The sequence below is a fragment of the Paenibacillus sp. FSL R7-0128 genome, from assembly GCF_038002245.1.
GTDB lineage: Bacteria > Bacillota > Bacilli > Paenibacillales > Paenibacillaceae > Paenibacillus_AQ > Paenibacillus_AQ silagei.
The window spans coordinates 2,796,377-2,823,180 of record NZ_JBBOCD010000001.1 but is presented as its reverse complement, the minus strand read 5'-3'; the positions used below and the strand labels follow the sequence as shown (position 1 = coordinate 2,823,180).

Genomic DNA, 26,804 nt, shown 5'->3' with positions numbered 1-26,804 from the left:
CAACGCCATCCATCCGAAGGAGCGACTATATCTTCCTCTAATATTTCTCATCCAATGTATCTCATTCTTACGTCTCTCATCCTGTCGCTCTCACCCAATGGGCCTTCCCCGTTATCTCTCCCCTGCTCCACCCTCGCTCGTGGCCGCCAGCCACGAGCGCAGGACATTTACCCGCCAACCACATCCATACGGTATTCCTGGGGCGTGGTTCCGGTCCACTTTTTGAATACGCGGGTGAAGGATTGCGGGGTGACGTAGCCGATTAGCGAGCCGACCTCCGCCACTTTCAGCTCCCCCCTCCGCAGCAGATCTTTGGCCTGGCGGACGCGCAACTCCTCGATATACTCGGACAGATTAATTCCCCGTTCCTGCTTGAACAGGCGGGACAGATAGGAAGGATTGAAGTGGATCACATCGGCCAGACGGACCAGCGACAGGTCCTGGTCGAGATTCTCTTCTATATATATGCAGATCCGGTCGATAACACCCGCCGCCCGCTTCTGCTCGCCGCTCCTGCGGACAGAGAACAGATTCCCGGCGGTGTCCTCCAGATAGCGGAAGGCTTCTCCCCATGTCCGGTGGACCTCCAGCTGCATCAGCCCGCTTGCCCCGATCTCCTGATCCGCTTCCCATCTGTTCGTATACGACATGAGCATCAGAGCAATGGTGTAATACAGCTCAGTCAAATAAGGGTTGCCCCGCGTGCATTCCTGCCCAGCAGGTTCAGCCATCTCCCCGAACAGCCGGAGGAATTCCTCCTTACGGCCCGCCTCCAGATGTGCAGCCAGAGTCTCCACCTTGCCCTGCATGAACCGGTCACGCATGGTATCCGGCGCCGCCGCTTCATTCAGCTGCACCTTCTGCACCATCCGCTCTCCGTCTCCTGCCCGGTAATGCTGAACCTGCCTCGCTTTATCGTACACTACCTGAAGCCTGGACCAGGCAGACTCCTCCGCACTGAGAGTGATGGCCATCCCGACCTCCAGCGATTCCCTGCACGACTGCTGAATCAGCTCGAAGGTGCCTTCCAGAAATTTAATCATCTGCTCCAAATCCTCCGGCTGCGAAGCCTCTCCCGTCCCGCCCGGCTGAATCAGCCAGATCAGGTCACCGTACCGGTCGATAACCCCAAGGCTGACCGTCCGCTCCTTCAGCAGCTTCTCCGACAGGAACTTGACCGCAAGCGCTGTCTCCCGGCGGTCCATATACGTGCGCGAGGATTCAGGATCACTGATACTGCCCAGAGCGATCAGCACCGGCCGCGAAGCATCCAGCGGAATGTTCAGACGGACGAAGTCCCCGGCCATATCCTGATCCGCCTTGACGCTGTGAATGAGATGGCGGAAATAATCGCCCTGTGCCAAGGTCTCTAGCGTGTTCAGCTGCTCCTTGGATTCACGGATCAGATCATTCACCTGCATGGTGTCGTTCAATTCCTGTAGCGCACGCATCACCGCTTCAATCAGCTTCGGATAACCTTCATTCTTGAGCACATACTGGACGCCCGGAGCCTGAATCGCCTGGTAGACATAATTGAAGTCGCTGTGTCCGGTCAGGAAGACGATTTTGCATTGCGGCCAGCTCCGGCGGATATGCTCCATCAGCTCCAGTCCGTCCATCTCGGGCATGCAGATATCAGACAGGACAATATCCACCCGGGTCCGGTGCAGCAGATTTAGCGCTTCACAGCCCGAGTAGGCCTTGTAGATGTCCAGCTCAAGCTCCATTTTGCCGAAAATTACCGCTAGTCCATCTGTGATAATCTCTTCATCATCAACGATAAGCATCCTGTACATCAGCATTCTCACCTCCAGCTCTAAGCAGGATGGTTACCCTTAGTCCGCCCAGCTCACTCCGGTCTGCCAGCAAGCCGCTCTCTTCCCCGAAGGTTATGCGGATGCGCCGGTGAATGTTCACAAGGCCGGTGGTCTCCGCCTGCTCCTGATAGACATTAAGGGACTCTTTCAGTTGCTCCAGCATGTCATCGCTCAGCCGGTCCCCGTTATCCTCAACGATAACGCGGATATCCGGGCCTTCCTGCGCGAAGCGGACAATGATCAGGCCCTCCATGGCTTTCTTTTCCAGGCTGTGCTTGAACGCGTTCTCAATAATCGGCTGTACAATCAGCCGCGGAACGGACACCTTCTTCAGCTCCTCCGACAAGGCATCGAACCGGACCCCAATTCTGCGGGAGAAGCGCATGGCCTGAATCTCTGTATACATCCTTGCATGGTGAATCTCCTGCTCCAATGACACCAGATCGGAAGCGTTCCGGGTGACAAACTGGAAGTATTCCCCTAGCATCGTAGTAAGCTGTTCGATCCGCTCGGTATCGCCGGTCTTCGCCATTGTGTTCAGAATGAAGAAGCTGTTGTACAGAAAATGCGGGTTAATCTGTGATTGCAGCTGCTTCAGCTCTGCCCGCTGGGCCATAATCTTCTGCTTGTACACCTGGTCGATCAGGGAGTGCAGATTGCTCACCATCTGGTTGAAGCGGCTGTACAGATAACGGAATTCATCCTTCGACTCATGCTGGATATGAATGTCCAGATCACCCTGCTCCATTCTCCGGAAGCTCTTCACCAGCGTCAGCATCGGCTTATGAATGAACTTGTAGGTCGATAGTGCAAAAGCAATGATGATGGCAAGCGCAGCCACGGCGAACACCCAGGCCCAGGTATAGAATTTGCTCAGCGGATTCTTGATAATAGCCTCCGGGATGATCCGGTAGATGGACAAGCCAAGCTCCTGTGAGCCGGTCTGGACGATATAATAAGGCGCACCTGCGATCCTCAGCCTCTCCCCGGAGGCCACCGCACGGATATCCCGGGCATACTGGGACGGTTCCGCCTGCGACAGCTCGCCGGTCATGCTGTAGAGCGCGAATCTCGCACTATCGGAGAGCAGCAGCGTTCCACTGCCGGGATACGTATTGAATTGGCCCAGCGCCGCCCGCAGCTCCTTGGTGTCCAGCTCAATCTCGACCGTCAGCAGCGGCTCCGCCCCCTTGATGCCCCGCTGCTTCATCGCACTAAGGTACAGGCCGCCATCCCACTCAATCACCTGGGAACGGCGGTCCCCGAAGACCGAGCGGATCTCGCGGAAGCGCTTCAGTTCAATCTCACGCACGCCGCCGACTGATGATATGGTCCGGCCTATAGTCATGATATGAACCCTGACGTCCTTGATATACGTGCTGCTGTTCTGCACGATGAACAGCCGCTTCATCAGCGAATTCAGATTCTCCGTGCGGTCAATGGTCGGCAGCGTCTCCCAGGTCAGAGCCAGCTTGTTCAGATCCTCATCCTCCAGCAGACTGTATTGCAGCAGCTTCATCCGCTCGATCTCATTCTCCATATCATTTAAGTAGAAGACGGTCTGGGCGCTGGCCGAGCTTCGGATATCGCTGCTGGCCGTTTGCACAATCCACTGATACAGATAAGCGGCGAAGACAAGAATAGGCAGCATAATGAGCAGAAAGGTCACAATCAGCCGCAGAAATATCGTATTGCGCAGTGAGTAATCCTTTTTGAACAACAGTCCCAGGCCCCCAGCAATCATTTTCACCATTATAGCCTGAATCCGGGGAGAGCCGCAGGCTTATGCATAACTTCCGGGAGGTTAACCTTTGACACTGCCGAGTACAATTCCCTTCACGAAATACTTCTGCAGGAACGGATAGGCCAGAATAATCGGCAGGGAGCCGAGGAAGATCTGGGAAGACTTCAGCGTCCGGTCCGAGATCAGCGCCAGATCAAGCATGGCATCACGCGACATATTCGACAGGTTCTGCTGGATCACTATCGTCTGAATATAGCTCTGCAGCGGATAGTTGGCCGGATTCCCCATGAGCAGCAGGCCGTCGAACCAGCTGTTCCAGTGCTCCACCATCGAGAACAAGGCCAGTGTAGCCAGCGCAGGCTTGGAGATCGGCACGAAGATAGACCAGACCGTCCGGAAGTGGCCGGCCCCGTCAATCAGCGCCGCCTCTTCCAGCTCCTTCGGAATCTCCCGGAAGAAGTTAAGCAGCAGCACCACACTGAACACAGGAACTGCGCCGGGCAGCACCAGCGCCCAGATGGAATCCAGCAGGCCATACTCCTTGAGCGTGGTATACCAGGGAATCAGCCCGCCGTTGAACAGCATCGTGACGAAGAAGGCCCAGGCATAGACGCTGCGGAACCGCAGAGCGTGCGATTCCTTGGATAGCGGGTAAGCGACAAGGATCGTTAACAGAAGATTCAGCGGCGTGCCGATGCCGATCCGCGTCAGGGAGACAAGCATCGACTGCCAGAATTCAGTCCGGCTCATTGTATACATATACGAGGCGAACGTGAAGTCTACCGGCCAGAGTCTGACATACCCTGCGGAAGCCGCCGCGCTGGAGCTGAAAGACACCGCTATAATATGAATGAGCGGCAGGATACAGAGCAGTGAGACCAGAATCAGAACGGTTGCGTTCAATACCGCAATCCCGTCAAATCGTTTTTTGGGGCGAATGGGAGTCCATTCCTCCGGTTTGGGCGTTAGCTGTTGCTGCAAGGGATCTCCCTCCTCTAAAAAATCCGGTATTTGGCGAAACGGTAAGCCAGGAAATACGAGCTGGAAATTAAGGTAAGCGATATGATCGATTTAAAGAAGCCGACGGCAGTCGCTACGCCGTATTGTGCGTCGAGCAGACCGATCCGGTAGACGAAGGTATCCAGGATATCCCCACTTTCATAGACCTGCGGACTGTACAAATTGAAGACCTGATCAAAGCCCGCGTTCAGCAGTTGACCCAGACTGAGTACCGACAGCAGGACGATGACCATGCGTATGCCCGGAATGGTAATATGCCAGGTCTTGTGCCAGCGGTTCGCACCGTCAATGGTAGCTGCTTCATATAACCCGGGATCAATGCCCGTAATAGCCGCCAGATATACAATCGTGCCGTAACCGAAGTTCTTCCACACATCCGAAGCAATCAGCGTGAAGGGGAACCAGTCATTGTCGCCGAGGAAGAATATCTTGGAGACACCGAACCATCCGAGGAATTCATTCACAATCCCGCCCGATGGAGACAGAATATCAATCAAGATGCCGCCAAGCACGACCCAGGACAAGAAATACGGCAGATAGATCGCTGTCTGTACGGAACGCTTGATTACATTACTGGCCAGCTCGTTCAGCAGAATCGAGAATACCAGCGGAATAATCAGGCCCAGAATCAGCTTGAGACTCGAAATAAACAGCGTATTCCACAGCACCTGTGTGAAGCTTGGCAGGTTCATCACATATTCGAAGTTATCGAGGCCCACCCATTTTTGATCCCCGAACAAGCCCTTGGCAGGGATGAATTTCTGGAATGCAATCATGACACCGGCCATGGGGACGTAGGAGAACAGAATGATCATCACCAGTCCCGGCAAAAGCATCAAATGAAGCGGCAGTTCTTTTCGCAGTTTTGTTCTCATCGTTATCCTCCACATCTGCAGGCAAGAATGGAATGGAGGAAGAAAAGGTCGTTTTCTTCCTCCAGGGGCGCTTTATTTCTTAGTCGCTGCGTACCATTCGTTGACCTCTTGCGTAATTTGATCCCCGCCCAGCTTCTTCCAGTCCTTCACGAACTGGTCGAACTTATCGATAGGGTCACCCAGAATGATTTTGACAAACATTTCATTCTGCTGCTTCTCAAGCGTTGTCTTGCGCTCGACCATAGTCGGAGTCGGAGCGCCGACGAATTTCTCCTGCAGGAACTGGTCATTCTTGATATACTGGTCAGCTATGCCCATGGAGCCCTGCTCTCCATAGATCCGCTCCCAGCCCCACAGGGAGAAGCCCTCCGTTGAACCTGAAGCATAGGACTCCAGCTTCTCCTGGATCGTCTTGGCTTCACCCTTCAGTGTAGAGAAGTCACCAGCCTTGCGGGCAGCATCAATCTCACGGAACGCATCTACATTCTTCGTGACCGGATACGGCGTAACCGGAGACAGCTGCCAGACACTTTCCGCTTCCGGCGGTGCATAGTACTTATCGAATTCGGCCGTCTCGCCCCAGTTCTTCTCGACATGCAGGTTGAACAATTTGATCACCGCTTCCGGATGGGCAGCGCCCTTCTTGACTGCGAAGAAGCGGGTTGTGCTGAACTTCAGCGGCACCTTCGGCGTGTCGCCCGATTCCGAGACAATCGGGAAAGCCTGCCACTGGGCTTTGGGATCATTGTCACGGTTGAGCTGCAGCGGCCAGATGGAATTCCACTGCTCGCCGTACTCCATCCCAATCTTGCCGGCCGAGATCAGCTCGGAGACCTTGCCTCCATCCTTGACACCGAACTCCTGGTCAAGCTGGCCCTTCTTGGCCATATCCTGCAGCACCTGGAGCGCCTTCTTCACTTCCGGTTGAATACTGCCGTAGACCAGCTTGCCGGTTCCGTCATCCAGCCAGATGTTCGGATAGGCATTATACCCGGCCATGAAGCCTTCCAGTCCCATGGCCCCGCCCCACAGATCCTTGGTGATGCCAAGGCCATAGGTATCCTTCTTGCCGTTACCGTCGGGGTCCTTATCAGCGAACGCTTCAGAGATCGCCAGGACATCCGCCATCGTCTTCGGCGGCTGCATACCGAGCTTCTCCAGCCAGTCTGTCCGAATCCAGATATACATCGAGCGTTCAATGGAGGATTCCAGGCTCGGAATTGCCATCAGCTTGCCGTCAAAGGTAGCGGCATCGAACACACTCGTTCCTTCTCCCGAGAGCACCTTCTTGGTGAACGGGGAAGCATACTTTTCATATAACGCCGTCATATCCTCAAGCTGGTCCGAATCGGCCAATTGCTTCAGCTGGGTGGCGTTGACCGGCGTTACATCCGGCAGATCGCCGGAGGCCAGGGTGACATTGATTTTCTGCAAATATTGATCCGAGGTCTGGCTCCCCTTCACAATCCAGTTATATTTGATCTTGATGCCGAGCTGATCCTCATACAACTTGGTCCAGCGGTTATTATCAATCGTCTCGTCCTTCAATACGCCAAGCACGTTATTCTCTACCACATCGCCCAGATCTCTGACGAACGACACCTCAATCGGAGGATCGTATTTGCCGAGCGGACTCTCATCTACAGCTGCACTTGGCTTCGGATCATTACCGGCTGCCGCTTCCTTGCCGCCGTTACCGGATTCCAGCTTGCCCGAGCAAGCGGACAACAGCAGTGCAGACAACAACAGGATGGAAGTGCTCTTCAGTAGGCTCTGACCTTTTCTTGTACCTGTGTTCATAGTCAACCCCCAGTTCAATTATTGTGGTCTTTATTTGGTTACGCTTTCATTATGGGGGAGGCACCTATTTATTGACAACGCTCACATTTTTACTTCACTTATCCGGCATTGACAAAAACACAAAAAAACCATGCTATAATTAAGCATGTTTGCCGGGAGGAGGATGGAGATGGCCCTTATTCACTATGTCGAGTGCAATACAACACACGCTTCGAATTTCGTTGTAGATGTTCCAGCTGGTGCGCATTGGCTCCTGGTCATTACCAAGACTCCGGCGCTATTCTGGGTGCATAGCGGACTCAAGCAATACCCTGCGCACAGCGTAGTTCTCTACCAGCCGCAGCAGAAGGTCTATTATCAGGCCTGCACCGGCCAGTTCATCAATGACTGGATTCGTTTTGAATCAAGTGAGCCTTATATTACGGAATCACCGCTTCCCTTGGGCATTCCCTTTGCGCTTAGCGACCCTGACTATTGCCAAAAGCTGCTTGAGCTGCTGGCCAGCGAGCATCATATGGGCGGGGACTGTAAAGCCTCTTCCATCGATCTGCTCCTGCGCGCACTGTTCAACAAGCTGTGGGAATCCTATTTCCAGGACAATATTACCCCGCAATATTACAAGCTGCTGAAGCTGCGCACGTCCATTCAGACCAATCCCGGGGAGTACTGGACCGTAGCCAGAATGGCCGGTGTGCTGGAGATCAGTTCAGGCTATCTTCAGAATATCTACAAAAAAACCTTCGGACTCTCCTGTATGGAGGATGTCATTAACAGCCGCATCCGCATGGCCAAGGAATACCTCATCCACAGCACAGAGAGCATCGCTGATATCGCAGCACGGTGCGGCTATCCGAATGTGGAGCATTTCTGCCGGCAATTCAAGCAGGTGACCGGGTATACACCGAGAAATTACCAGCGGCAGGCCAAGGCCGGTGCTTCGCCGCCTTAACTCCAGAGCCTATCGGGGCTTCCGGCCGTTGCGCGGACCAGTCATAATACTTGCTGACAAACGGCCGCCAGCACTTGGCCAGCACCGGTGCGAACTCATGATCTTGCAGCATACCTTGCCGGTGCATGTCAAAAACCCTCTCCGCCCGGAGAGGGTCTAATTGAAAGGATTGTTAATAGCTACTGAGAAGAAGAGGAGGCACGATCGTCAGCCTTCACACAATCGATCGCCACCACAATCGCAATGATGATGGCCTCCAGCTCCTCATTCAGCACCTCCACACTGTAGCTGTCGCCCCAGGTGAACCACTTCTTGCTCACTTCCCCGACGACCGCCCCGCGCTGCAAGACCTGGAAATCCATATCCCACCAGTTCCCGTGCACCTCAATATCCGCCGAATCTATTGAATAACGCGCCTTGAAGAACGACAGCTCCTTCTTAATGGTGAGCACCTCACGGCCATCCGCTTCCACGAAGAACTTGGGCAGGAAGCTGAACACCTTCTTCGTAATCTGTGCTACTTCCCTTCCGCCTGCATTCATAATCGAGAACGTCTTCGGAATCCGCATGAAGCTGCCCTCCACGTAATACACATCCTGTTCCCGCTCATCCTTCACCGTGAACTTCTCGCCTATGCTGAATACCTTTTGCTTGATGTAGAGTTGTTTCATGGTGTGTCCTCCGCTATTGTAGTTTGGTAATTATATCAATCAGTTTCATTTTATCCATGTTTCCCAAACATGTTCCACATTCCCCAGACCGATACTCTATTCATTTTGGAGATCGCCTCCACAATCGGAATGTCCATGGGGCAAACTTCCTGGCAGGCAAGAGATTTGGAACAGCCATCATATACTCTTTGGGTATATTGTTTTTTATAGGCTTTGTCCTCACTTAATAAGGTCAGATTAGTCATCGACATCGCGGAGGACATTCCAGTAAATAACTCACCCAGGCTGTAATTGGGGCAGACCTCCAGACAACTGCCGCACATCAGGCATTGGGACACTTCATATTGCAGCGTTAAATTGGCGGTTCTAACCTTTGCCGGATCTTCCAGCCATAGCTTCATGTCCTTCATCACTTCAAACATTTGACTCCGGTCCACTGCCAAATCACTTATGACCGGGAATTTACTTAGGGGATGAATCGTAATTTCATTGTTCTCTTGTACCAGATCATCGCAAAATAATTGGCAGGACAGTACCGGCTTCTCGTTCACCACCATTGCACACGCTCCGCACAGCCCCTGTTCACAGCTGCAGTCAAAGCGGATCGGCCGTTCTCCCTCGTCCTTTTCCAGCATTTCACTATTCAAATTATTAATTAGAGTCCCTATGGATACATGTAATTCACCCGAGTATTCAAAGCTCTGCCAGTAGGCTTCCTTCGCCCCATTTTCCTGCCGCTTGATATTAATCCTGATACTCATAGTACTGCCTCTTTTCTTAATTAAACTCAATGCAGATACTATTATTCAGAAATACTGCATTCGTAGATTTCTTGAATTGTGTATCATTCTTTTCACTATAATCGATTCTCTGATGTGCCCCCCGGCTCTCTTTTCTGGCCAATGCCGACTCGACCATTCCCCTTGCCAATAAAATATTGGCTGATAATGTTTTGTATTCATAAAAATGATGATGATACCATGACTCTGCGGTGTCGTTGTTCATTGCCTCCAGCCTTTTTTTGGCTTCCAGCAGCTGTCTCTCTTTTCTATATATACCCATGGCGCCATACATAAGCTCTGATAATTCTTGTTTAATCTGAAAATAGCCTTTTATAGAAGTATTCGCCCTCTTCTCCCAATGCTGCAGCTCCTGATTTGCTGTCTCCAGCTGCTGTTCACCTATTTTTTCTGCGGCAGCAGTATCCATTGGGCCGACCATTAGAGAGCTTTCGGCTGCAACCCATCCTCCACAAATCGCGCCTAATAACGAATTTCCGCCCAGTCTGTTGGCCCCGTGATATTGAGCGGAGCATTCTCCTGCGGCAAAAAGTCTCGCTAGATTCGTGGTGTGATTCTTATCCGTCTTGATTCCCCCCATAAAGTAATGAATCCCTGGAGCCACTGGAATGGGTTCCTTATACGGGTTAACGTTTAAGAATTTCGAACAGATGCTGACAACTTCGTCTAACTGTACATCAATAATTTCCGGGGACAGATGAGAGACATCCAAATAAACCTCCTGGCTCCCGTTAATGCCCAGCTTCATCTCATTACATACTTTATAGATACTCTGGCTTACCACATCACGCGGCATTAATGCCCCATATCCCGGAAACCATTCCTCCATGAAGTACCAGGGCTGCCCCTCTTTGATGACGTACAATCTTCCTCCGACGCCACGTGCAGCCTCCGTAATCAGCATACGTTTGGAAGGGGTATGTACTGTCGTAGGATGATATTGAATCATCTCCAGATTCGAAAATTCGACCCCTTGTTCAAGCAGCATTCCCGCGGCATAGCCGTCATTTAATCTGGAGCCGGTAGTTTTTCCGAAAACGCCATTCGGCCCTCCGACGGCCATAATCACAGCATCGGCAACCAGGCTTTGCAATTCGTTCGTGTTTTCGTGCAACAGAACAGCACCCGCACATTCCTTACCCTCTATTAACAGGGAGTGGAATCTCCAACCCGTCAGCCGCTTGATTTGGCCAGCAGCTTCATATTTCCGGCATTTAGCTATGATAGCTGTGGCAATTTGTTTACCGGTACGCGCACCGGCGTAGGCAGTACGTTTCTTTTTTTGTCCGCCGAAATTCCGTAGATCCACTCTGCCCTTCTCATCCCGGGTGAAATTCACACCGATTTCTTCAAGCCAGCGGATGATTTCAGGAGCCCTCTGTACCAGATTAGCCACGGCATCAGGGTCATTAAGATCACTGCCTCCCCGCATGGTATCCGCAAAATGCTCATCTATCGAATCATCTTCTTGTTTGGTATTCAAGGCAGCATTAATTCCGCCCATGGCCATTACAGACTGTGCTCTCTCTGAATACGCCGGTGACACCAAGGTAACAGCTGCCCCTTCTTCCGCAAGCTTCAGCGCTGCCGTCATTCCGGCCAGGCCACTGCCCATTACAAGTATATTCTTCATCCGAATGCTGACACTCCTCTCTCTCCCTCAGACAACAAGGTTCACCCGGCTGTCTATGCTGCCCAGAACATAATTTGGGAACCCATATACATCACCAGCACCAAGGCTAAGAAGACATAGGTCCCTCTGATGAAGAGCGGGTAATTCTCCCGTTTTTTAATGACTCCCATGGATATAAAGAGCTTGGGCACGCTGATGGCCATATGCAGACCTACAGTTAAGAGAAACAAAAACTCTGCTGAAACATAAATAATATTAAACACAGTCCCGTCTATCCTTTTACTTAATTCAATCACCAGGATATGCACCAATAAAAATATCCCTGTGAAAATACCTGTTGCGGACTGGATTACAGTGCCCATATTGAGCTGCGGATATTGCTTGGCTTGTTTATCCCTTTGGCGATTTTTCACCATCAGGAAGATAGCGGAAAGCATATGGACGGACATGACAATGGACAGAATGCCGCCGATGGTCATATGAATATATCCATACGGCATGATTCCTGCGTAATAGATACAGGCCACTATAAGATGTATCAAAAAAAACAAAGTGCTTAATGCTCCGGAAATCGCAACTATTTTCTTCATGCCAGGGACTCCTTACCAGATTTTATCCATTAACTTTCACTCTTAATGTAGGCTACAAGGTCATGAAGTAATATTTTTTTCATATGGATAAGATCAGATGTGCTTACGCAAACGGCAAGCCTGTAATTATCCTGTAGCAAGTAACGGTGAAAATAAACTGTATGGTCTTCTTGGGAGCAGAGCTGTACGGATTCTCCATTAATCATGAAATAAAATGAGTTCAGCGGCTTACTCAGCCCGACGCCCAAAAACTTAATATAACTTTCTTTTAACGTCCAGAAATCATACAGCGAATGAGCCTGCTCTCTTATTTCCCGAGAAATGATATCCTCATATTCTTTGACATGGAAGAAGCGTTTAGCAATATCCAGGTCAATGTCCCGAATTTCTTCAATATCTATTCCAATATCCTCAGTATCCAATCCGCAGACTACATACTTTCCAGAATGAGATATATTGTAAAATATCTCATTCTGATCCTTTACATAAGGTTTTCCGTATGAATTTTTGTCAAATTCAATGTCTTTCATCGTTACTCCAGTTTTCTTTGTGATCATGAATCTGGCCATCACTTCCCCGTACAAGGTTCTTTTTCGATCTGCCTCAAATCTGAATTTGTGTATGGCTTCCCTTTTGTCTGAGGCACATATGCCCAGTAACGTCTGATAATCTTCAGCACGTATGGGGTCTTCGATATTCATATAATAGAGTTCTGCCATAGTTATATTCCTATCCTTGTCTAGTTGAATTAGTTGCCACTTAGGAAAGACTTCTGAATTTCTTTTCCCGCTTGCTGGTTATGATTACCGACACGGCTAGAATCACCGCTGCCATTCCGCCAAGTAAAAACGCGTTTCCAGCTATATCTCCCAAGGTTAATCCTTGCTGTAAATCCAGAATACTTCCCATTGCCCATCTTGCCGGTGAAATATAGGAAATGGCATTGATTAATTTAGGAAACAGCTCCACCTGAATAAAGCAGCCGCCCAGGATAACAATCAGCAGGTTCGCAAAATTGGAAATCATTGAAGCCGCATCCGCCTCTTCCGTAATGGAAACATAGAATGTCCCCAAGGAGACCGCCACCAACGCCGTCAGGAAGAGAATCAGAAACAGCACACCGGGCTCCACGCCAATGGAGGTATTCGTGAAATATTCCATGCTCAGGACTGCGGCCAGGATTTGAAAGGCGACGATGACCAGATTGCAGAGTACATTAGACAGATAATACATCCATACTTTGGCCGGAGAGAGGAAGATCCTGGCGTAAATATTGCGCTCCCTATCCGTATTGATTACATTCGCTATAGCTGATGAATTGAAGAAAATGAACAGGATCAAAAATCCGACAAAGATATTGGAATTGTTGTATTCCGTATACAAATCGTTAAGAGAGGTTTTCTCCACAAACTCAGAGCTGGCGATATAATTGCCTACCGCATTCTCGAATACAGCAGCATCCCCCCCAGAAATCTTGCCCAAGTTACGTAAATTCAACAAATGATTCTTGAGGATGGCCTGTAGCAGGGTATAGACGTTCTGCTCTTCATTTCCTTTCACTACTAGCTTCTCGATCGAATTATTTAACAATCCATTCTGGAATCCGCTGCGGATGACCAAAGCCGCATTGATTTTATTACTTTGAAAATTAGCCTCCACTTCATTCTCATCCATATAGAAGACCTTAATGCCCTCAAGACCGCCGACAATTTGGGTTACGGCTTCTGAGGCCCGGCTATGATCCCCATCCGCAATGCCTACGTTAACAAAGGTTGTGGAATAGCTGACCAGCTTACTGGCAATAATCAGGACGATGATCGGAGTAATGGTCATTAACAGAAAAGAAATCGGTTTATGCATTATCGAAATTCTTAAGTTATTTTTTATTAATGCATAAAATGTTTTCATGCTCTTAATTCCTCCTTCTTTTCTTTTGCAACCACAATAAAGAGACAGATGAATATTAAAAGGAGAAATATGGCAGAGCTTACCCAGATTACTTGACTATCCTGCGCGTAGACACTTTTGAAAATGCCGACATTCACCCATCTTAACGGGGAGACCAGCAGGATCTTGCCGAAAACACCGCCCATATCATAAGGGAAGGGTGTATACGATCCCCCGAGAAAGGAGAAAATCGGCAGGATAATCACAGACAGAATCACATCCACTTTGCCGCGGGCTTTTAATAACTGGGCCAATAACATGCCTAGCGCCACATTGAATATGGCAAATAAAACGATATACAAGTACATGAGCACAGAATAATTGCCCCAGTTTACTCCCAAGTATGTGATAGAGAAGATAAAGGCTGGAATGAACACCGCTAAGGCAAAAATGGAATACGCAGCCAACGAAGCGAAATAATACTTTACCCTGCTAAGTCCTGTAAGTAAAATTCTCTCTTTGATTTTGGTTCTTTTGTCCGTAAATAAATCCCCAATGGGAATCAGCATCATATACATCACCATAAGCGTTAATTCCACCACCCCATAGTAATCATAGGAGCTCATGGCACTTTTGGATGGAATCAGCTCTACAGGCACTTCATACGTGGCATTATCCGCGCCAATCAGTTCAATCGCTTTTTCCCCGTCTATTTTATAGGCTTCCTTAACCGTCTGAATGCTGCTGGCCACGCTGCGGAATAAGGCTACCACTCTCGCTGTATTTAACGGCTCCGATTCATTTCCGTAGACCAGGATCTTCTCCTTATCCAGGTGCACGAATACTTTTTTGTTCACCCGCGCCTCTTTTTTTCCTTCTTTCTCTGAGTCGGTGTAGCCCATTTTGATCCCGTAATCTTTTTCGATGGATACAGAAGCTGTGGTTAAGGCATCAATAACCTCGGCTGCCATTCCTTCCGATTGATTGAACAACGCAACGTCAACCTTGGTCAGATTTGATTTATCGGAGAAAGCACTCGTTAGAATCGAACCGATCAGAATCATTAAAAAGATAGGGAATATCATCAAGAATAATAACCACTTTGGATTTCTGATTTGATTTTTAATGATTTTCTTTATGATCTGAAACATATGATCTTCCTTTCCTCTAGACTCTATGGTCAGTCGCGTAATTTGCGCCCTGTCAATGTCAGGAATACGGTTTCCAACGTAACATCTGTGGTGCCGATACTTCTGATTTTCACATTTTTGCTGTTTACGTATGCAATAATTGCATTCAAATTATCATTTTCTTTTAACGACTCCACCTGGATCAGGTTGTCATTGATTTCCACATTAACCACGCCATCAATATGGGAGATTGCTTCCTTATCCAGTTCAAGAGCATCATCAACGGTTAACTGCAGAGATTTCTTATCACTGATCAGATCTGTTAATTCTTTCTTTGTACCCGAAGCAATGACCTGGCCTTTGTCAATAATGGCTATGCGATTACAGATCGCTTCAACTTCCTCCATATAATGTGTTGTGTAGACAATCGTCACGCCTTTCTCATTTAACCGCTGGACAGACTTCAGGATGTGGTTTCTGGACTGCGGATCAATCCCGACCGTTGGCTCATCCATAATAAGAATCTGCGGTTGATGGACCAAAGCAGTGGCAATATTCAATCGTCTTAACATCCCGCCGGAGAACGTCTTCGCTTTTTTACGTTTGACATCGGACAAGCCGGTGAATTCCAAAGCTTCATCGATTCCATTCTCCAATTCTTTCCCCTTCAGTCCATACAGCTCACCAAAGAACTTCACGTTCTCATACGCAGTGAAATTATCATACAGGGCAATGTTTTGCGGGACAAAGCCAAGCTTTCTTTTTTCATCCTCCACCTTATTTCCGAATAGCCTGATGTTCCCCGATGTCGCATGCAGCAGGCCGCATACCAGATTAATCGTGGTGCTCTTGCCGGCTCCATTCGGGCCTAACAGACCAAACACCTCACCTTTTTCAATGGACAGATTGAGTCCGTTTACTGCTGTATAGTCACCAAACTTTTTGACCAAATTATCGATTTGAATCACATTCATCTTTCATCCTCCACTCTCTATGAGTTTGATCCGTAAGCTTATTCCCTATATCCATTAATTTATTGCGCAGATGGAACAGAAGCATATTGGGATTATCCATGAAATAAAAATGGTTCCCCTGAAAGAGGGTGAGTGCATATTTTTGGGTGGTGTATTTCTTCCATCCCTCTAGTTCTTTCTTAGTAGCAATGCTATCGCGGTTCCCGCCATAGATATCAAATGACACCGGGATAGCTTGCGCATTCTCAGGATTATACGTTTCACACATTTTCATATCTTTTCTAAAGGTAGGCAGGATTAACTCCAGAAACTCTCTGTTTTCACTGAAAGCGTCGGGGATTCCGCCAAGACCGATGATTGTATCCATAAATTCAGTATTGCTCTTCAGATATAATTTGTCATTTCCGTCTTCGGTCAGACTCTCCGTGAACTTGTTCATATAGTTGGGTGCTTTCATGCTTGATATAATTACATATTCCGGTAAGTTAAGCCCCTGCTTATATATTTTTTGCGTCAGCTCATAGGAGACCAGCCCTCCCATGCTATGCCCGAACAACACGTAGGGCACATCCGTGTACTCTTTCATTTCCTGGAGCAATAGATCTGTAAGTATATCCACATTATCAATGGCCGGTTCCGTTATTCTGGCCCCTCTGCCCGGCAGCCTGACCAAGCAGGTCTCCACATCTCGCGGCATCTGCTCTTCCCAGTGCAGGAAGGTTGACACATCCCCGCCCGCAGGAGGGAACAAAAACAAGCGTAATCTGATTTCGGACTTTTCGGCGTTTCTTTTGAAAAAAAACCATGGTTTAACCTCTTGTTTCATGTTACCCTCCACTATTCTCATTAAGCTGCAAAATTCAGATAGGTGTTAAGGGTATGGAATACCCCAAAGGTAATGGCGATCCCCACTCCCAAATGATCCCCCAGCCATTTCTCTGCTAAAGCGAAATACACGGACGGGAAGACGGACATCCCCATGAATACGAAAAAAGTCCCGCTGATCAAGGTATAGTCCATCCCGCCCGCAAAATAACGAATCCATAAAGCGTAATAGAGCAGTAAAAATACGGCCATTCCAACCACATACCTGCTTTGCAATGACGGGGAGCTTTTATTTACGCGGAAAATTAATACAAGCATAAGTAACACTTGGCTAACACGTTCAATATAACTAATCATTTCAACCTTGTTGTTAAAGGCCGCCCCGGTTCCGGCAGTTCCGTTTATCGCAAATGCGTAAAATAGCAGATTAGGAAGCAATACCAACAAAAGAATAATAAGGCCCTTGAGAGAAAAGCCGAGCCTGTTTTTAGTTAGGATGGGTTGCATGCTTTTATGCCGCACTCTTTTTTTGCTCCAGCAAGGTAGTCATGCTTTTTTCGAACTGCGCTTGATTCTTTCGCATATCAAAGAACATCCAGATGTGATACACAGCCCCCATAATACCGCCGAGGAGAGCCGTAATCTGCATCACCGTCATCTGACCGCCATCGAAATAAATGATTGTGTCCGTCATGGCAAAAACCATGGTGATGATCAAATCCAGTCCGACGATAATGCCCAAGATGTTGAGCTTGGAGGAGAACACCTGATTTCTTTTGGCCAACAGCGAAGTTACCAGATACCATAATCCAAAGCCGCCAAACATCCAGATAAAGTCAGGGTCGAGCGGGAAAGCTGCTACTTCCAAGGCTACCCGGTACATTTCATTGCCTGTGGAATACAAAGTCATAACCTTCATAATAAAAATTTCTCTCATCCACTCCAAGGACAGCAAGCCGGCGCCGCCATAACCAACAATGGTTACCCATTTGTAAAAGCCTTCCCATTCATAGCTTTTGGATCTCAATGTTGAAACTGCTGCCGATATCCAGTAGATGGACAAGAAGCCGATCGCTACGAAGATATATCTCCATAAATGCGGAATAAACGGATGGGCGGCAATTTGCTCATAGAATTCCGTTCCTCTGTATTTCTCCGCCGGATCAATAGGCATCAGAATACCTATTCCCACGTAGAGCAAGCCTATGAGGAGAGAGACCCACATCCCGCTAGTGTACAGGCTCATTTTTTTTGCTGTCATTACATCCAATCTTTCCTTCATCATTGTTCCTCCTATAAAATCATATAATGTAAACTTTTCAGATCATCCACTTGCCCTCAGGGTGTTAACTCAAAATACTTTGTCTTCACAAAGTAATCCAAATAACGGTTGAACACCTCCTCTCCTACCTCTGGGCAAGTGATGGTGGTTTCACTCAAGCCTTTGGTAACATTGGTAGTGTCATACGTAATTTCCACATCCCATTCACCCATATCTTCGGGAATGAACGGCAGCATAGCCTTGGTGGTATTCAGATTAGGATTCTCGGCAACTCTGTCCACCAATTCATCCTTCCACTGCTCATAGGGCATTTTTTCAACTTTGAACCCATACGAATTCATCCAGGTATACACTTGATTTAGTGTGTTCATTTTACTGGCTACAATATGGAAGTTTTTGTTGCTTGATCCCGCTTGGATGGACAATGCCACAATAGATTTGCTGACATAATCCACTGGAATAAATTCTATATTCACATTCTCCTCGAACAATACTCCTGCTTCTACACAGCTTTTGATCATAAGCCACATGATATCTCTGGTTTGACATGCCCCTGTGGTACTGGAGCCGGATATTCTGCCGACGCGGTAGATACTTAACGGAATGCCTCTCTCTTTGGCCAGAGCCATTATTCTCTCGCCAACCCACTTGCTTTGCTGATATCCCAGTACAAGCACCTCATGATCGGACGGAATGGTATCCTCGTATGCGATATAGCCGTTTTCGTGTGAGAGCGTAGAGAATACATAGTGAGTTGACACGTAATGTACCTGCTTTAACTTATGAGTGGATGCCAGACGTAAAATCTCCTGAACTCCCTGTACGTTTACATCTTTAATCTTGTTATACGGCTCCAGGAAATTAGTGATAGCGCCCGCATGATAGATGGAATCGATTCGAACTGCCAATTCGTTGAAATCCTGCAGCTGTTGTCCGAGCAAAGGTCTGGCAAGATCGCCCGTGCAGACTTCTATTCTGCTTCTGTAAGCTTCGTCCCATAAATTGTACATTTCCATATTAGCCACTACTCTCTCGTAGCCGCTCTGCACACTGTCCGCACGGACCAGCAGCACCATATGATAATCTGTCATAGTAATAAGCTCCTGCAGCAGAAATGCCCCCAGGAATCCTGTCACACCGGTCAAAAGGACGTTATGGATCCGGGTATGATCCCACGCTTGAAGCTCCTTAGCTCCGGTAATTTCCTCGTCCAGCCACACCTCATTTTTCAAGAATTCCCGGGTCTTATAGCGGAAATTACTTACGGCGGATTCATTAATATCCTGTTTATTTTGCTCGCTTTTGACCGCTTCAATATACATCGCCATTTGCTCAATGGACGAACTGTCGAAGAATATCCGCACCGGCAGCATCATATCAAAGGCATTCTTGAACTTTACAATGAGCTGGGCCGCCATGATGGAGGTTCCGCCAAGTTCGAAAAAGTTATCCAAAACTCCTACTTTGTCAACGTTAAGAATATCTGCCCACAGGGCGGCAATTTTTTGCTCCGTTTCCGTTCTCGGCTGCAGATATTCAGCCTTAACGCCTGTTCTTGTTTTCATTTTCGAATCCGCAATCGCCCTCATTATTTCTTCAATAGACTTTGTATGACTAACCAGATCGTTAATTTGAGCTTTTTCGGCTTCATCCAGCTTATTCCATCTGTTGAAAATGAACTGGTAGGGGTCCAAGCTGCGGTCTGCCTTGTGCGGTTTGTCTGGCATATCCGGTTCTTGGTCTGCTTTGTTAGGATGAAGTGCTTCATTCGCATAATCCTCGAGCTTTTCACAAGAAATTGTCAGGGCTTCACCTGTGTGAACACGCTTCAAGTCCGTGCGGGTAATCCTGGCCAGAAATTGAGCCGCACTCTCATTCCTGCCGCTGGATTGATAGTGGAACACTATAGAGTCACACTGGTGTTCTCTAATTCTATTGGCTAATTCCTTCATTAAATGATATTCAACATTTTTACCGAGCACCCGGCAATTTAAGAGCAGAGCGTCAACCTTGAAGCTCTTCTTATTAACTGTCCCAATGATGGTACCGGCCATGCCGTAATCTCCAAATCTGTCTTGTACCTTTACGGAATAAATCAATTGATTATCCCCGTTAAGCGCTCCGATGATTTCCTCCTGTGTCCATAGTAATCCTGTCAGGTTGAAGTCTTTGGTATTATGGAGGATATGCTCGATCAGTTCGGCCTGCAGCTCATTGATTTCCCGTAGAGTGACTTCCAGCTGGATGGATTGAAGGAATTCCTCCAGACTGTATTCCTCAGTGTTGTCTGCCAAGACAGCTTCGCCATTGCTGTAACGGGAAGCTTCAACGGATATATAATCCAGAATCCCCGAGGCCTCTACGCTCTGCATCCAAAGTGTAGAATCCTCCGGCAGCAGCAGCTGGCGTATTCCGTTTAGGTACAGTTCTTTCGTATCCAGTACAATGAATTGATCCAGTGAAACGCCATGTTCTCTATGTATTTGCAGGATTGCTTCTGTTATCGTTTCACACTCACAGCTCATATACTTACATTCTTGCTTGGTGAGGATGAGATCTTCCCTGTCCAATATGGCATTCAATTGTCCTGGAGCGGATCTTGAACACAGCATGATTTCATTTCCCCAGCTTACAAGTTCCTGCAGATAGCGCTGAAATAAAAGGTAGGAATCATCCGTAACCACTCTTTGCTCATCCAATTGATGAAGAACTGCGTGTCCTGCTTGTTCCTCTTGCTCACACAATAGGACATCCGCATCAAAGACAAGAATATTGCGCTTATTTCTCAGATCCAGCTTGATGAGCCGGCTAATCTGTCTTGCAGCCTCTTTGTAGATGCTATTCACATAAGGAGCCTTGGCAAAAGCATACATGCCCATGTGATAGCTCTGATCTGCGCCGTATCTGCGGACCAGCTCTTCCCCGTCTGCCAGGTATATGCCTTCAACGAATCTAAGCTTATCCATCATAAACTTTCGCAGCATCATGGACGTTTCCATTGCACCGTACACAATTTGCAGGTCACCGACCCCCAGAGGTCTGTTCTCATAGACAGGAGGGAGCATAAAAATCAGCTTGCAGCGGAGTGCCGCCTTCGCATACAGAACGGCTTCGATCAACATCGACAGATCAGCCTTGCATGAATTAAAGCTCTCTTTCCGATAGAAATCTTTCCGGCCTATAATGTCTTCCAACCGGGTCCAGATGACTAAATAATCCGGTTTCTTCTGAAATAATAAGCTGTCCGGGTCCATGCACTGGGATATAATCTGATTATAAGGTCCGGTTTCAATTTTGGACTGAAGCCCGAGTTCCTTGATATCTTCTTCAAGATAGTCTTCCAGTAAATCAGCAGTGAAGCTGGACAATATATAAATATTGTGCGGCATGTCACTCACTCCATCCTCCTCCTTCACTCTCCACTTCCGGGCTCACACCTTACACATTGATCTCAAAATGTTCAAGCTTGCTCTTCAGCCGCGCCAAAAATTCGACCGCATAGAATCCGTTCACTACACGATGATCGTACGCCAGGCCAAGATTGATATAGCTTCTTTCTGCCACCGTCCCTTCCTTCAGGACCAATTCCTTCATTACCGCACCCACGGAGATCATCCCGGTCTGGCCCGGCAGAATGATGGGAATGACGCTGACCACATCGGCGCTTGTATTCAGACTAATCGTTATCGTTCCGCCCATCAGATCCGCTTCGGCAAAACTGCTTCTTAATGCTTTATATTTATATTCCATCATTATTTCTGCAGTATGCTCAATCCTTCCAGCGTGTTCAGCTTTAATTACCGGAATGTAGAGACCTGTCCCCACATCGATGGTCACACCGACATTGACTTCAGCAGCAGGAATAAATGTATCTTCATCCTTCAGCTTTCCGTACATCAACGGGAATTCATCCTTGATCGATACCAGCAGCACCGGTAATACTTCTCCAAACCCTACAATGGCCTCAAGCTGCTCACCGATTTCCCGCATTCCGGTTAGAGCTTCATCACAATATACTTTCATTAATAAAAAGGCGTTTGGAATATTCGTATGCGATTCGGCTACTGTTTTAGAGACCTGTTTTTGATTCTTACTCAAGAGAATCCGGGCCTCATCCCCATCGATTCTTTGCTTCAGCAGCTCTTCCAAGTCACTTAATTTAATCAATTTCTTATTTAAGGCTGACAGCTCCTGCTGCGAAAATTGGTGCAATGCGGCAAACGCTTCTGCCTGATTGGAAAGTTTGTAATTGGCTGTGCTCTCTGCTGTGGCACTGCCCACGGATAATTCCTTGTATGTATTCATCTCTTGGAGGGACTCAAAAACAAAGGCAATAACCTCGCCGGTTCTCACATCGGTTTGTTCTTTAGCCGCAGGATAAAAATAGCCGTCTGCTTCACATTCGATATCAATAGCTGCCTTGGAGGTCTCCAAGGTGGTAATTAGATCACCGGAATGAATGAATTCGCCCTCCGCGCAATAATAGTTCTGGATCAAGCAGCTGTTATCATTCGCATTTAACTGTGGAACAACAATTGGTCTCATACCCGCCTCCGTTATCCTTCTTTAGCGATTTTCATCAGCTTCAGTACACTTTCATAAATGTCCTGTTCCCCTACCAGTACCTGGCTTTCATAATACTTAGATGCAGGAATAATGCTGTCAGAAGAACTTAAGAGCTCAATGGCTCCATCCTTCTGCTTATTGAGATATGGATATAATTTGACCGCTATTCCTTCGCCCCAGGTATGCCCGCTGGTCCCCTCTTCCACAATGAGAATCTTGCCGGCTGCAACCGCATCTTCAATAATGGCCTCGATTCCGCAGGGATACAGCTTGGAAGGTACCGCTACCTTAACTTCAATTTCATCCGCCATAATCAGCTTTTCAGCCACTTTCATGCACATGGAAGCCAAGCCTCCGGGGCAAAGGATCAGAACATCCGGTACACTGTTTTCTTCTATACTGGCGACTGCCCAGTTCTCATGGTCACCTTTAAAGGAATAGTTGAAAAGTTCATCGATTACGCCATTTTCATACCTGTACTGGGAATATATTATTTTTTCTTCAAAAAAAATACAAGGATTTTTCTCACTCAACATCCGGTTAAACACATAATAATTATCATGAAAAGGAGACAGCTCATACACGCTTAGATTCGGGATGCCCATGAAGTATTTTTGCATGCTTTGGCTGTGTGTAGGTCCGTACCCCCTGTAACCGCCATTCGCACATCTGACAATCATGCTGAGATCCAGCTTGTCCCCGTACATGGTTACCGACTTGGACGCAAAATTGAGCAGAGGGTCAAATGACAATGTAGTGAAATCCGAAAACATCATATCCACGATCGGTTTGTGGCCCATGATTGCCATTCCGCTTGCCATGTTGACAAATCCCTCTTCACTTATCGGCGTGCCAATCACTCTGTCCGGAAAATCATCAGATAATCCCTTGTTGATTTTGAAGGCACCCCCATAAGGCTCACGTACATCTTCCCCGATTACAACGACTGCCTCGTCCTCACACATCAGTTGATGAATGGCATGTCTCAAATTCTCATTTATTTTTTCTTTTTTCATAGTCCGCCCATTCGGCTCCCTCTCTGTGTATGACAAGTTCCTGCAGCGTTTGCATTTGATTCCGGACAGCTTCTTCAAGCTTTTCTACCCTTGCCTTATCGCTGGCTTTCATTTGGTTGTACCAGTAATTCTCCCGGACTCTTTCAAGCTCATCAGCACTTCTAGTATCATCACCTTTACTGTGGGACGCGACCCGATCTGTTATAAATTCAATGACCAGGGGTTTGGATTCTTTGCGGACACGGTGTATAGCGTCACCAGTCTGTTCTCTTATTTCATTAACAGCTTTGCTCCGGATGCACAGGTAATCAAGATCGAACCCCCGTACCCGGCCTTCTATGCTTCCCGACATGCTGTAGCTTTGATGGGTTGATATTGCTATTCCATTGTTCTCTACAACGATAACCATCGGGAGATTCCATATGCCGGCAAAGTTCAAGCTTTCGTATACGCAGCCCCTGCCAAAGGTTCCGTCTCCAATATAGACAAATACCAGATTATCTTGTTGCTTGTATTTATAACTCCAGGCGATGCCTGTGCCTACCGCTATGCCTTCGGCCTGAACCCCTGTAGATATAAAACGGTCTCTGCGAATGTGCTGGCTTCCTCCGATTCCATTGCATACGGCGCCTTGTTTGCCCATGACCTCTGCCAGCAAGCCCTGGGCATCCCCATATCTGGCAATATAATGCCCATGCCCCCGGTGATTGCTGATCACAAAGTCTTCTTCTTCAATGAACGGATTCAACGCTACCGGGATATATTCTTGTCCCATGCAGGTATGAGTGGTCCCTGTGACATGTCCGCTTGAAAAAAGCCCGAGGACCGATAGCTCATATTGACGGATCAACAGCATTCTTTCCAGATCATGATCACTAGTGCTTCCCGCCAGAACCGCCTGCCCGGCAATGGCATTATTCAAAGATTTCATTGCTTACTCCTTTGCTCTTTAAGACCGTTATAAAGGCGGCAAGATTTTTCAGGCTTTTTACTTCCTTGAAGGAGAACTTCACCTTATAGGTATCTTCAATAGTTGTGATTAACTTGATATGCTTCAGGCTTGTCCATTCCGGAGCATTTTGCGGTGACAAGTCTTCGTGAATCGTTTCTTTGTCCGGTATGGCCAGAATATCCGCAACAATCTCTTTTAATGTCATAACTTCAGCATCCTCTCATCATTCAGCCCGTTGACTGCAGTGCTGTATTGTAAATACTCATGACCAGTTCTGTGCCCATCGCCGTGTAATACTCTCTTAAATAAGGAACATGCCCTTCTTCATCACCAAGACCGTCGTTATACTCACTAAGCTTATATTTCACAGCGATTTCGTCTCCATGAAGTACAGATATATTCCCGTTTTTCGCACATTCCGCAGCTATTTTTTGCTCCGACTGTTGAATGAGCCGCTTTGTTTCATTCATCTGATTGACTTTATCCGATGCCGGACACAGATATAGGATGACCTTGGACTGATGCTTGTTCACAAAGCTACAGGCATATTGGATGAACCGGTTCGCATTGTCCGTCAGCACGGCTTCAAGCCTAGCATCCTTAGCATCCATGCCTTGAATCCAGTCCTCCAAACGGAGTAACAGGATGCCGATGCCCTGACTGCTTCTGCATAACAGTCCCGTATCATCAATCAATTGCTGGAACACCTGGCTATACGGTGCGAATTGCAGCTTATAGTCGATCCGGAGCTTATCCAGCCAGAATTCCATCGGCTCTCCTACCGGCCCGGATTCGAAGGAGGAGACGACCGTCATCACTACTTTCTTACGCGATAGAGAGGAGACGAATTCACCGATGGTCCGGTCAGGATTCTCAGTAATCAACTGGATTAATAGCTTGAAATCCTCAATCATCTGCAGAATGGTATCCTGGGCGAACAGATCCGTATTGTACTCGAACCCTGCAGATATTCCATTCTTCAGAATGGTTGCGTACAACGACAAATCGAATTGTGCCGTCTCTACCGATACTGGGAGTACTTCAACCTCAATTCCCGGAATACTAACACTCAGCATCGACTCCTCGGTCTGAACATACAGCACCTGGAACACTGGTGAATGCTGCATCTGACGTTCAATATCTAGGCCCGTTACCACTTGTTCAAACGGAATCTCCGCATGATTAAAGGCTTCCATGCAATGGTCTCTAACCTGGGTGAATAACTCTGCAAAGGTCATGCTGCTGGCTATTTCACTTTGGATCACTACCGTATTAATGAATAGGCCGATTAATTTCTCCAATTCAAGCTGGTTTCTGTTGGCAACCGGTGTTCCAATACAGAGCTTATTATCCAGACTGTAGCCATGCATCAGAAGGGTTAGCGCGGACATCATCATATGGTACATCGAGCCATTCATTTGCACACATCTGTCGCTCATTGCCTTCACTGCTTCTGTTTCAATGAAAAAGTATTCCGTCCTTCCCCGATAAGTCTGTGTGCTGCCCCTTCTATAATCGTAGGGTAAATGAATGGCCTTTGGTGCATCTTTAAGCTTGCCAATCCAATACTCCAGCTGATCATCCAGCTGGCCGCCTTCAATTCTTTTACGCTGCCATTCCGAATAATCGACATATTGTATCTGCAGCGATGAACGGGTAGCTTGTCCGTGAAGCCTGTCCCGATAGGCACTGGCAATTTCATTCATGATTACACCAAAGGACCAGCCATCACAGATAATATGATGAAGGGAAAGGGTCAATACGATTTCTTCTTCAGACAATATCAACACATAGAACCGCCATAAAGGGCCTACGGTCAAATCAAAGGGCCGTCTTGCGATTTCGCTGTTCATCTCCTTGATCTTGGCAGCTCTCAAAGAAGGGTCGGATTCTTCCAAATGAATAATATCCAGCTTGAATCTTTCATACGGCTTGATAATTTGTGACGGGATATAATCTATCGTGTTGAACACTGTCCTAAGACTTTCATGCTTCTCAACGACTGCATTGAGCACATCTTCCAGAATATCAAGTTTTATATCGCCTTTGAGCCGATAGGACTGCGGGACATTAAATACGCCACCGTTCATGAACTGCTCCATAAACCATTGTCTTTGCTGTGAAAAGGACTGGCTGAACGCATTCGAGGTTCTGGCGACCCGCTCAATATCACTTTTTTTGCTGTCTTTGGACTTCGTAATCAGTCCTGCGAGCTGTTCCCTTGATAAGGATTTGATTTTATCCTTCTTAGTCTCCATATAAGTACTCCTTAC

At 47.7% G+C, this 26,804-nt stretch carries 23 protein-coding genes; 1 reads left to right on the top strand and 22 read right to left on the bottom strand.

The window, feature by feature from the left end:
- Window positions 1-167: 167 nt before the first annotated feature.
- The 5 genes from NST26_RS11485 to NST26_RS11465 all read right to left on the bottom strand — a co-directional run bounded on the left by NST26_RS11485 (window position 168) and on the right by NST26_RS11465 (window position 7,256).
- Window positions 168-1,796: a response regulator transcription factor gene (locus tag NST26_RS11485; protein WP_340953992.1), complete on the bottom strand. Its 1,629-nt coding sequence runs from the start codon at window positions 1,794-1,796 to the stop codon at window positions 168-170.
- Complete coding sequence (locus NST26_RS11480) at window positions 1,774-3,570, bottom strand: sensor histidine kinase (protein WP_340979154.1); 1,797 nt, start codon at window positions 3,568-3,570, stop codon at window positions 1,774-1,776. Before NST26_RS11480 ends, NST26_RS11485 begins: the two co-directional genes overlap by 23 nt.
- Window positions 3,571-3,621: 51 nt before the next feature.
- Entirely contained in the window at window positions 3,622-4,500 is an 879-nt protein-coding gene (locus tag NST26_RS11475; RefSeq protein ID WP_076074807.1) for a carbohydrate ABC transporter permease, read from the bottom strand.
- A 56-nt stretch (window positions 4,501-4,556) separates the two neighbouring features.
- Complete coding sequence (locus NST26_RS11470) at window positions 4,557-5,456, bottom strand: ABC transporter permease (RefSeq protein ID WP_036724972.1); 900 nt, start codon at window positions 5,454-5,456, stop codon at window positions 4,557-4,559.
- A 72-nt stretch (window positions 5,457-5,528) separates the two neighbouring features.
- Window positions 5,529-7,256 carry an extracellular solute-binding protein gene (locus tag NST26_RS11465; RefSeq protein ID WP_340979153.1) on the bottom strand — a complete coding sequence of 576 codons (1,728 nt, stop codon included), beginning with the start codon at window positions 7,254-7,256 and terminating at the stop codon, window positions 5,529-5,531.
- Window positions 7,257-7,425: 169 nt separating this feature from the next.
- Here NST26_RS11465 and NST26_RS11460 point away from each other — a divergent pair, with 169 nt between their 5' ends.
- Window positions 7,426-8,205, top strand: coding sequence for a helix-turn-helix transcriptional regulator (locus tag NST26_RS11460; RefSeq protein ID WP_340979152.1), 780 nt, complete (start codon window positions 7,426-7,428; stop codon window positions 8,203-8,205).
- Window positions 8,206-8,384: 179 nt separating this feature from the next.
- Here the strand turns inward: NST26_RS11460 and NST26_RS11455 are convergent, their stop codons facing one another.
- From NST26_RS11455 to NST26_RS11375, 17 genes are all read right to left on the bottom strand, one after another.
- Window positions 8,385-8,876, bottom strand: coding sequence for an LURP-one-related/scramblase family protein (locus tag NST26_RS11455; RefSeq protein ID WP_340979151.1), 492 nt, complete (start codon window positions 8,874-8,876; stop codon window positions 8,385-8,387).
- A 50-nt stretch (window positions 8,877-8,926) separates the two neighbouring features.
- Window positions 8,927-9,637 (bottom strand): succinate dehydrogenase/fumarate reductase iron-sulfur subunit, encoded by a 711-nt coding sequence (locus NST26_RS11450; RefSeq protein ID WP_340979150.1) that lies wholly within the window; start codon window positions 9,635-9,637, stop codon window positions 8,927-8,929.
- A 16-nt stretch (window positions 9,638-9,653) separates the two neighbouring features.
- Window positions 9,654-11,291, bottom strand: a complete 1,638-nt coding sequence (locus NST26_RS11445; RefSeq protein WP_340980838.1) for an FAD-binding protein — start codon at window positions 11,289-11,291, stop codon at window positions 9,654-9,656.
- A 71-nt stretch (window positions 11,292-11,362) separates the two neighbouring features.
- Window positions 11,363-11,899 (bottom strand): hypothetical protein, encoded by a 537-nt coding sequence (locus NST26_RS11440; protein ID WP_209878062.1) that lies wholly within the window; start codon window positions 11,897-11,899, stop codon window positions 11,363-11,365.
- Between the two features lie 29 nt (window positions 11,900-11,928).
- On the bottom strand, window positions 11,929-12,618 hold the full coding sequence (locus tag NST26_RS11435) for a 4'-phosphopantetheinyl transferase family protein (protein ID WP_340979149.1): 690 nt from the start codon (window positions 12,616-12,618) through the stop codon (window positions 11,929-11,931).
- A gap of 40 nt (window positions 12,619-12,658) precedes the next feature.
- Window positions 12,659-13,807 (bottom strand): ABC transporter permease, encoded by a 1,149-nt coding sequence (locus NST26_RS11430; RefSeq protein ID WP_340979148.1) that lies wholly within the window; start codon window positions 13,805-13,807, stop codon window positions 12,659-12,661.
- Window positions 13,804-14,937: an ABC transporter permease gene (locus NST26_RS11425; RefSeq protein WP_340979147.1), complete on the bottom strand. Its 1,134-nt coding sequence runs from the start codon at window positions 14,935-14,937 to the stop codon at window positions 13,804-13,806. The genes NST26_RS11430 and NST26_RS11425 overlap by 4 nt, the downstream gene beginning before the upstream one ends.
- Before the next feature lie 29 nt (window positions 14,938-14,966).
- Window positions 14,967-15,890, bottom strand: coding sequence for an ABC transporter ATP-binding protein (locus tag NST26_RS11420; RefSeq protein ID WP_036724993.1), 924 nt, complete (start codon window positions 15,888-15,890; stop codon window positions 14,967-14,969).
- Window positions 15,868-16,716 (bottom strand): thioesterase II family protein, encoded by an 849-nt coding sequence (locus NST26_RS11415; RefSeq protein ID WP_340979146.1) that lies wholly within the window; start codon window positions 16,714-16,716, stop codon window positions 15,868-15,870. The genes NST26_RS11420 and NST26_RS11415 overlap by 23 nt, the downstream gene beginning before the upstream one ends.
- 20 nt (window positions 16,717-16,736) lie before the next feature.
- Window positions 16,737-17,237: a hypothetical protein gene (locus NST26_RS11410; RefSeq protein WP_340979145.1), complete on the bottom strand. Its 501-nt coding sequence runs from the start codon at window positions 17,235-17,237 to the stop codon at window positions 16,737-16,739.
- Window positions 17,227-17,997 carry a hypothetical protein gene (locus NST26_RS11405; protein ID WP_036724996.1) on the bottom strand — a complete coding sequence of 257 codons (771 nt, stop codon included), beginning with the start codon at window positions 17,995-17,997 and terminating at the stop codon, window positions 17,227-17,229. The genes NST26_RS11410 and NST26_RS11405 overlap by 11 nt, the downstream gene beginning before the upstream one ends.
- Window positions 17,998-18,053: 56 nt before the next feature.
- Window positions 18,054-21,386 (bottom strand): thioester reductase domain-containing protein, encoded by a 3,333-nt coding sequence (locus tag NST26_RS11400; RefSeq protein WP_340980837.1) that lies wholly within the window; start codon window positions 21,384-21,386, stop codon window positions 18,054-18,056.
- 49 nt (window positions 21,387-21,435) lie between these two features.
- A complete protein-coding gene (locus tag NST26_RS11395) occupies window positions 21,436-22,542 on the bottom strand; it encodes a 2-oxo acid dehydrogenase subunit E2 (RefSeq protein WP_340979144.1) in 1,107 nt (368 codons plus the stop codon).
- Window positions 22,543-22,553: 11 nt separating this feature from the next.
- The gene (locus tag NST26_RS11390; protein ID WP_339255491.1) at window positions 22,554-23,579 is read right to left on the bottom strand and encodes an alpha-ketoacid dehydrogenase subunit beta; all 1,026 of its coding nucleotides are present in this window, start codon (window positions 23,577-23,579) and stop codon (window positions 22,554-22,556) included.
- A complete protein-coding gene (locus tag NST26_RS11385; RefSeq protein ID WP_340979143.1) occupies window positions 23,557-24,510 on the bottom strand; it encodes a thiamine pyrophosphate-dependent dehydrogenase E1 component subunit alpha in 954 nt (317 codons plus the stop codon). Before NST26_RS11385 ends, NST26_RS11390 begins: the two co-directional genes overlap by 23 nt.
- The gene (locus tag NST26_RS11380; RefSeq protein ID WP_036725003.1) at window positions 24,494-24,736 is read right to left on the bottom strand and encodes an acyl carrier protein; all 243 of its coding nucleotides are present in this window, start codon (window positions 24,734-24,736) and stop codon (window positions 24,494-24,496) included. The genes NST26_RS11385 and NST26_RS11380 overlap by 17 nt, the downstream gene beginning before the upstream one ends.
- A 22-nt stretch (window positions 24,737-24,758) precedes the next feature.
- Window positions 24,759-26,789 (bottom strand): condensation domain-containing protein, encoded by a 2,031-nt coding sequence (locus NST26_RS11375; protein ID WP_340979142.1) that lies wholly within the window; start codon window positions 26,787-26,789, stop codon window positions 24,759-24,761.
- Between the last annotated feature and the right edge of the window lie 15 nt (window positions 26,790-26,804).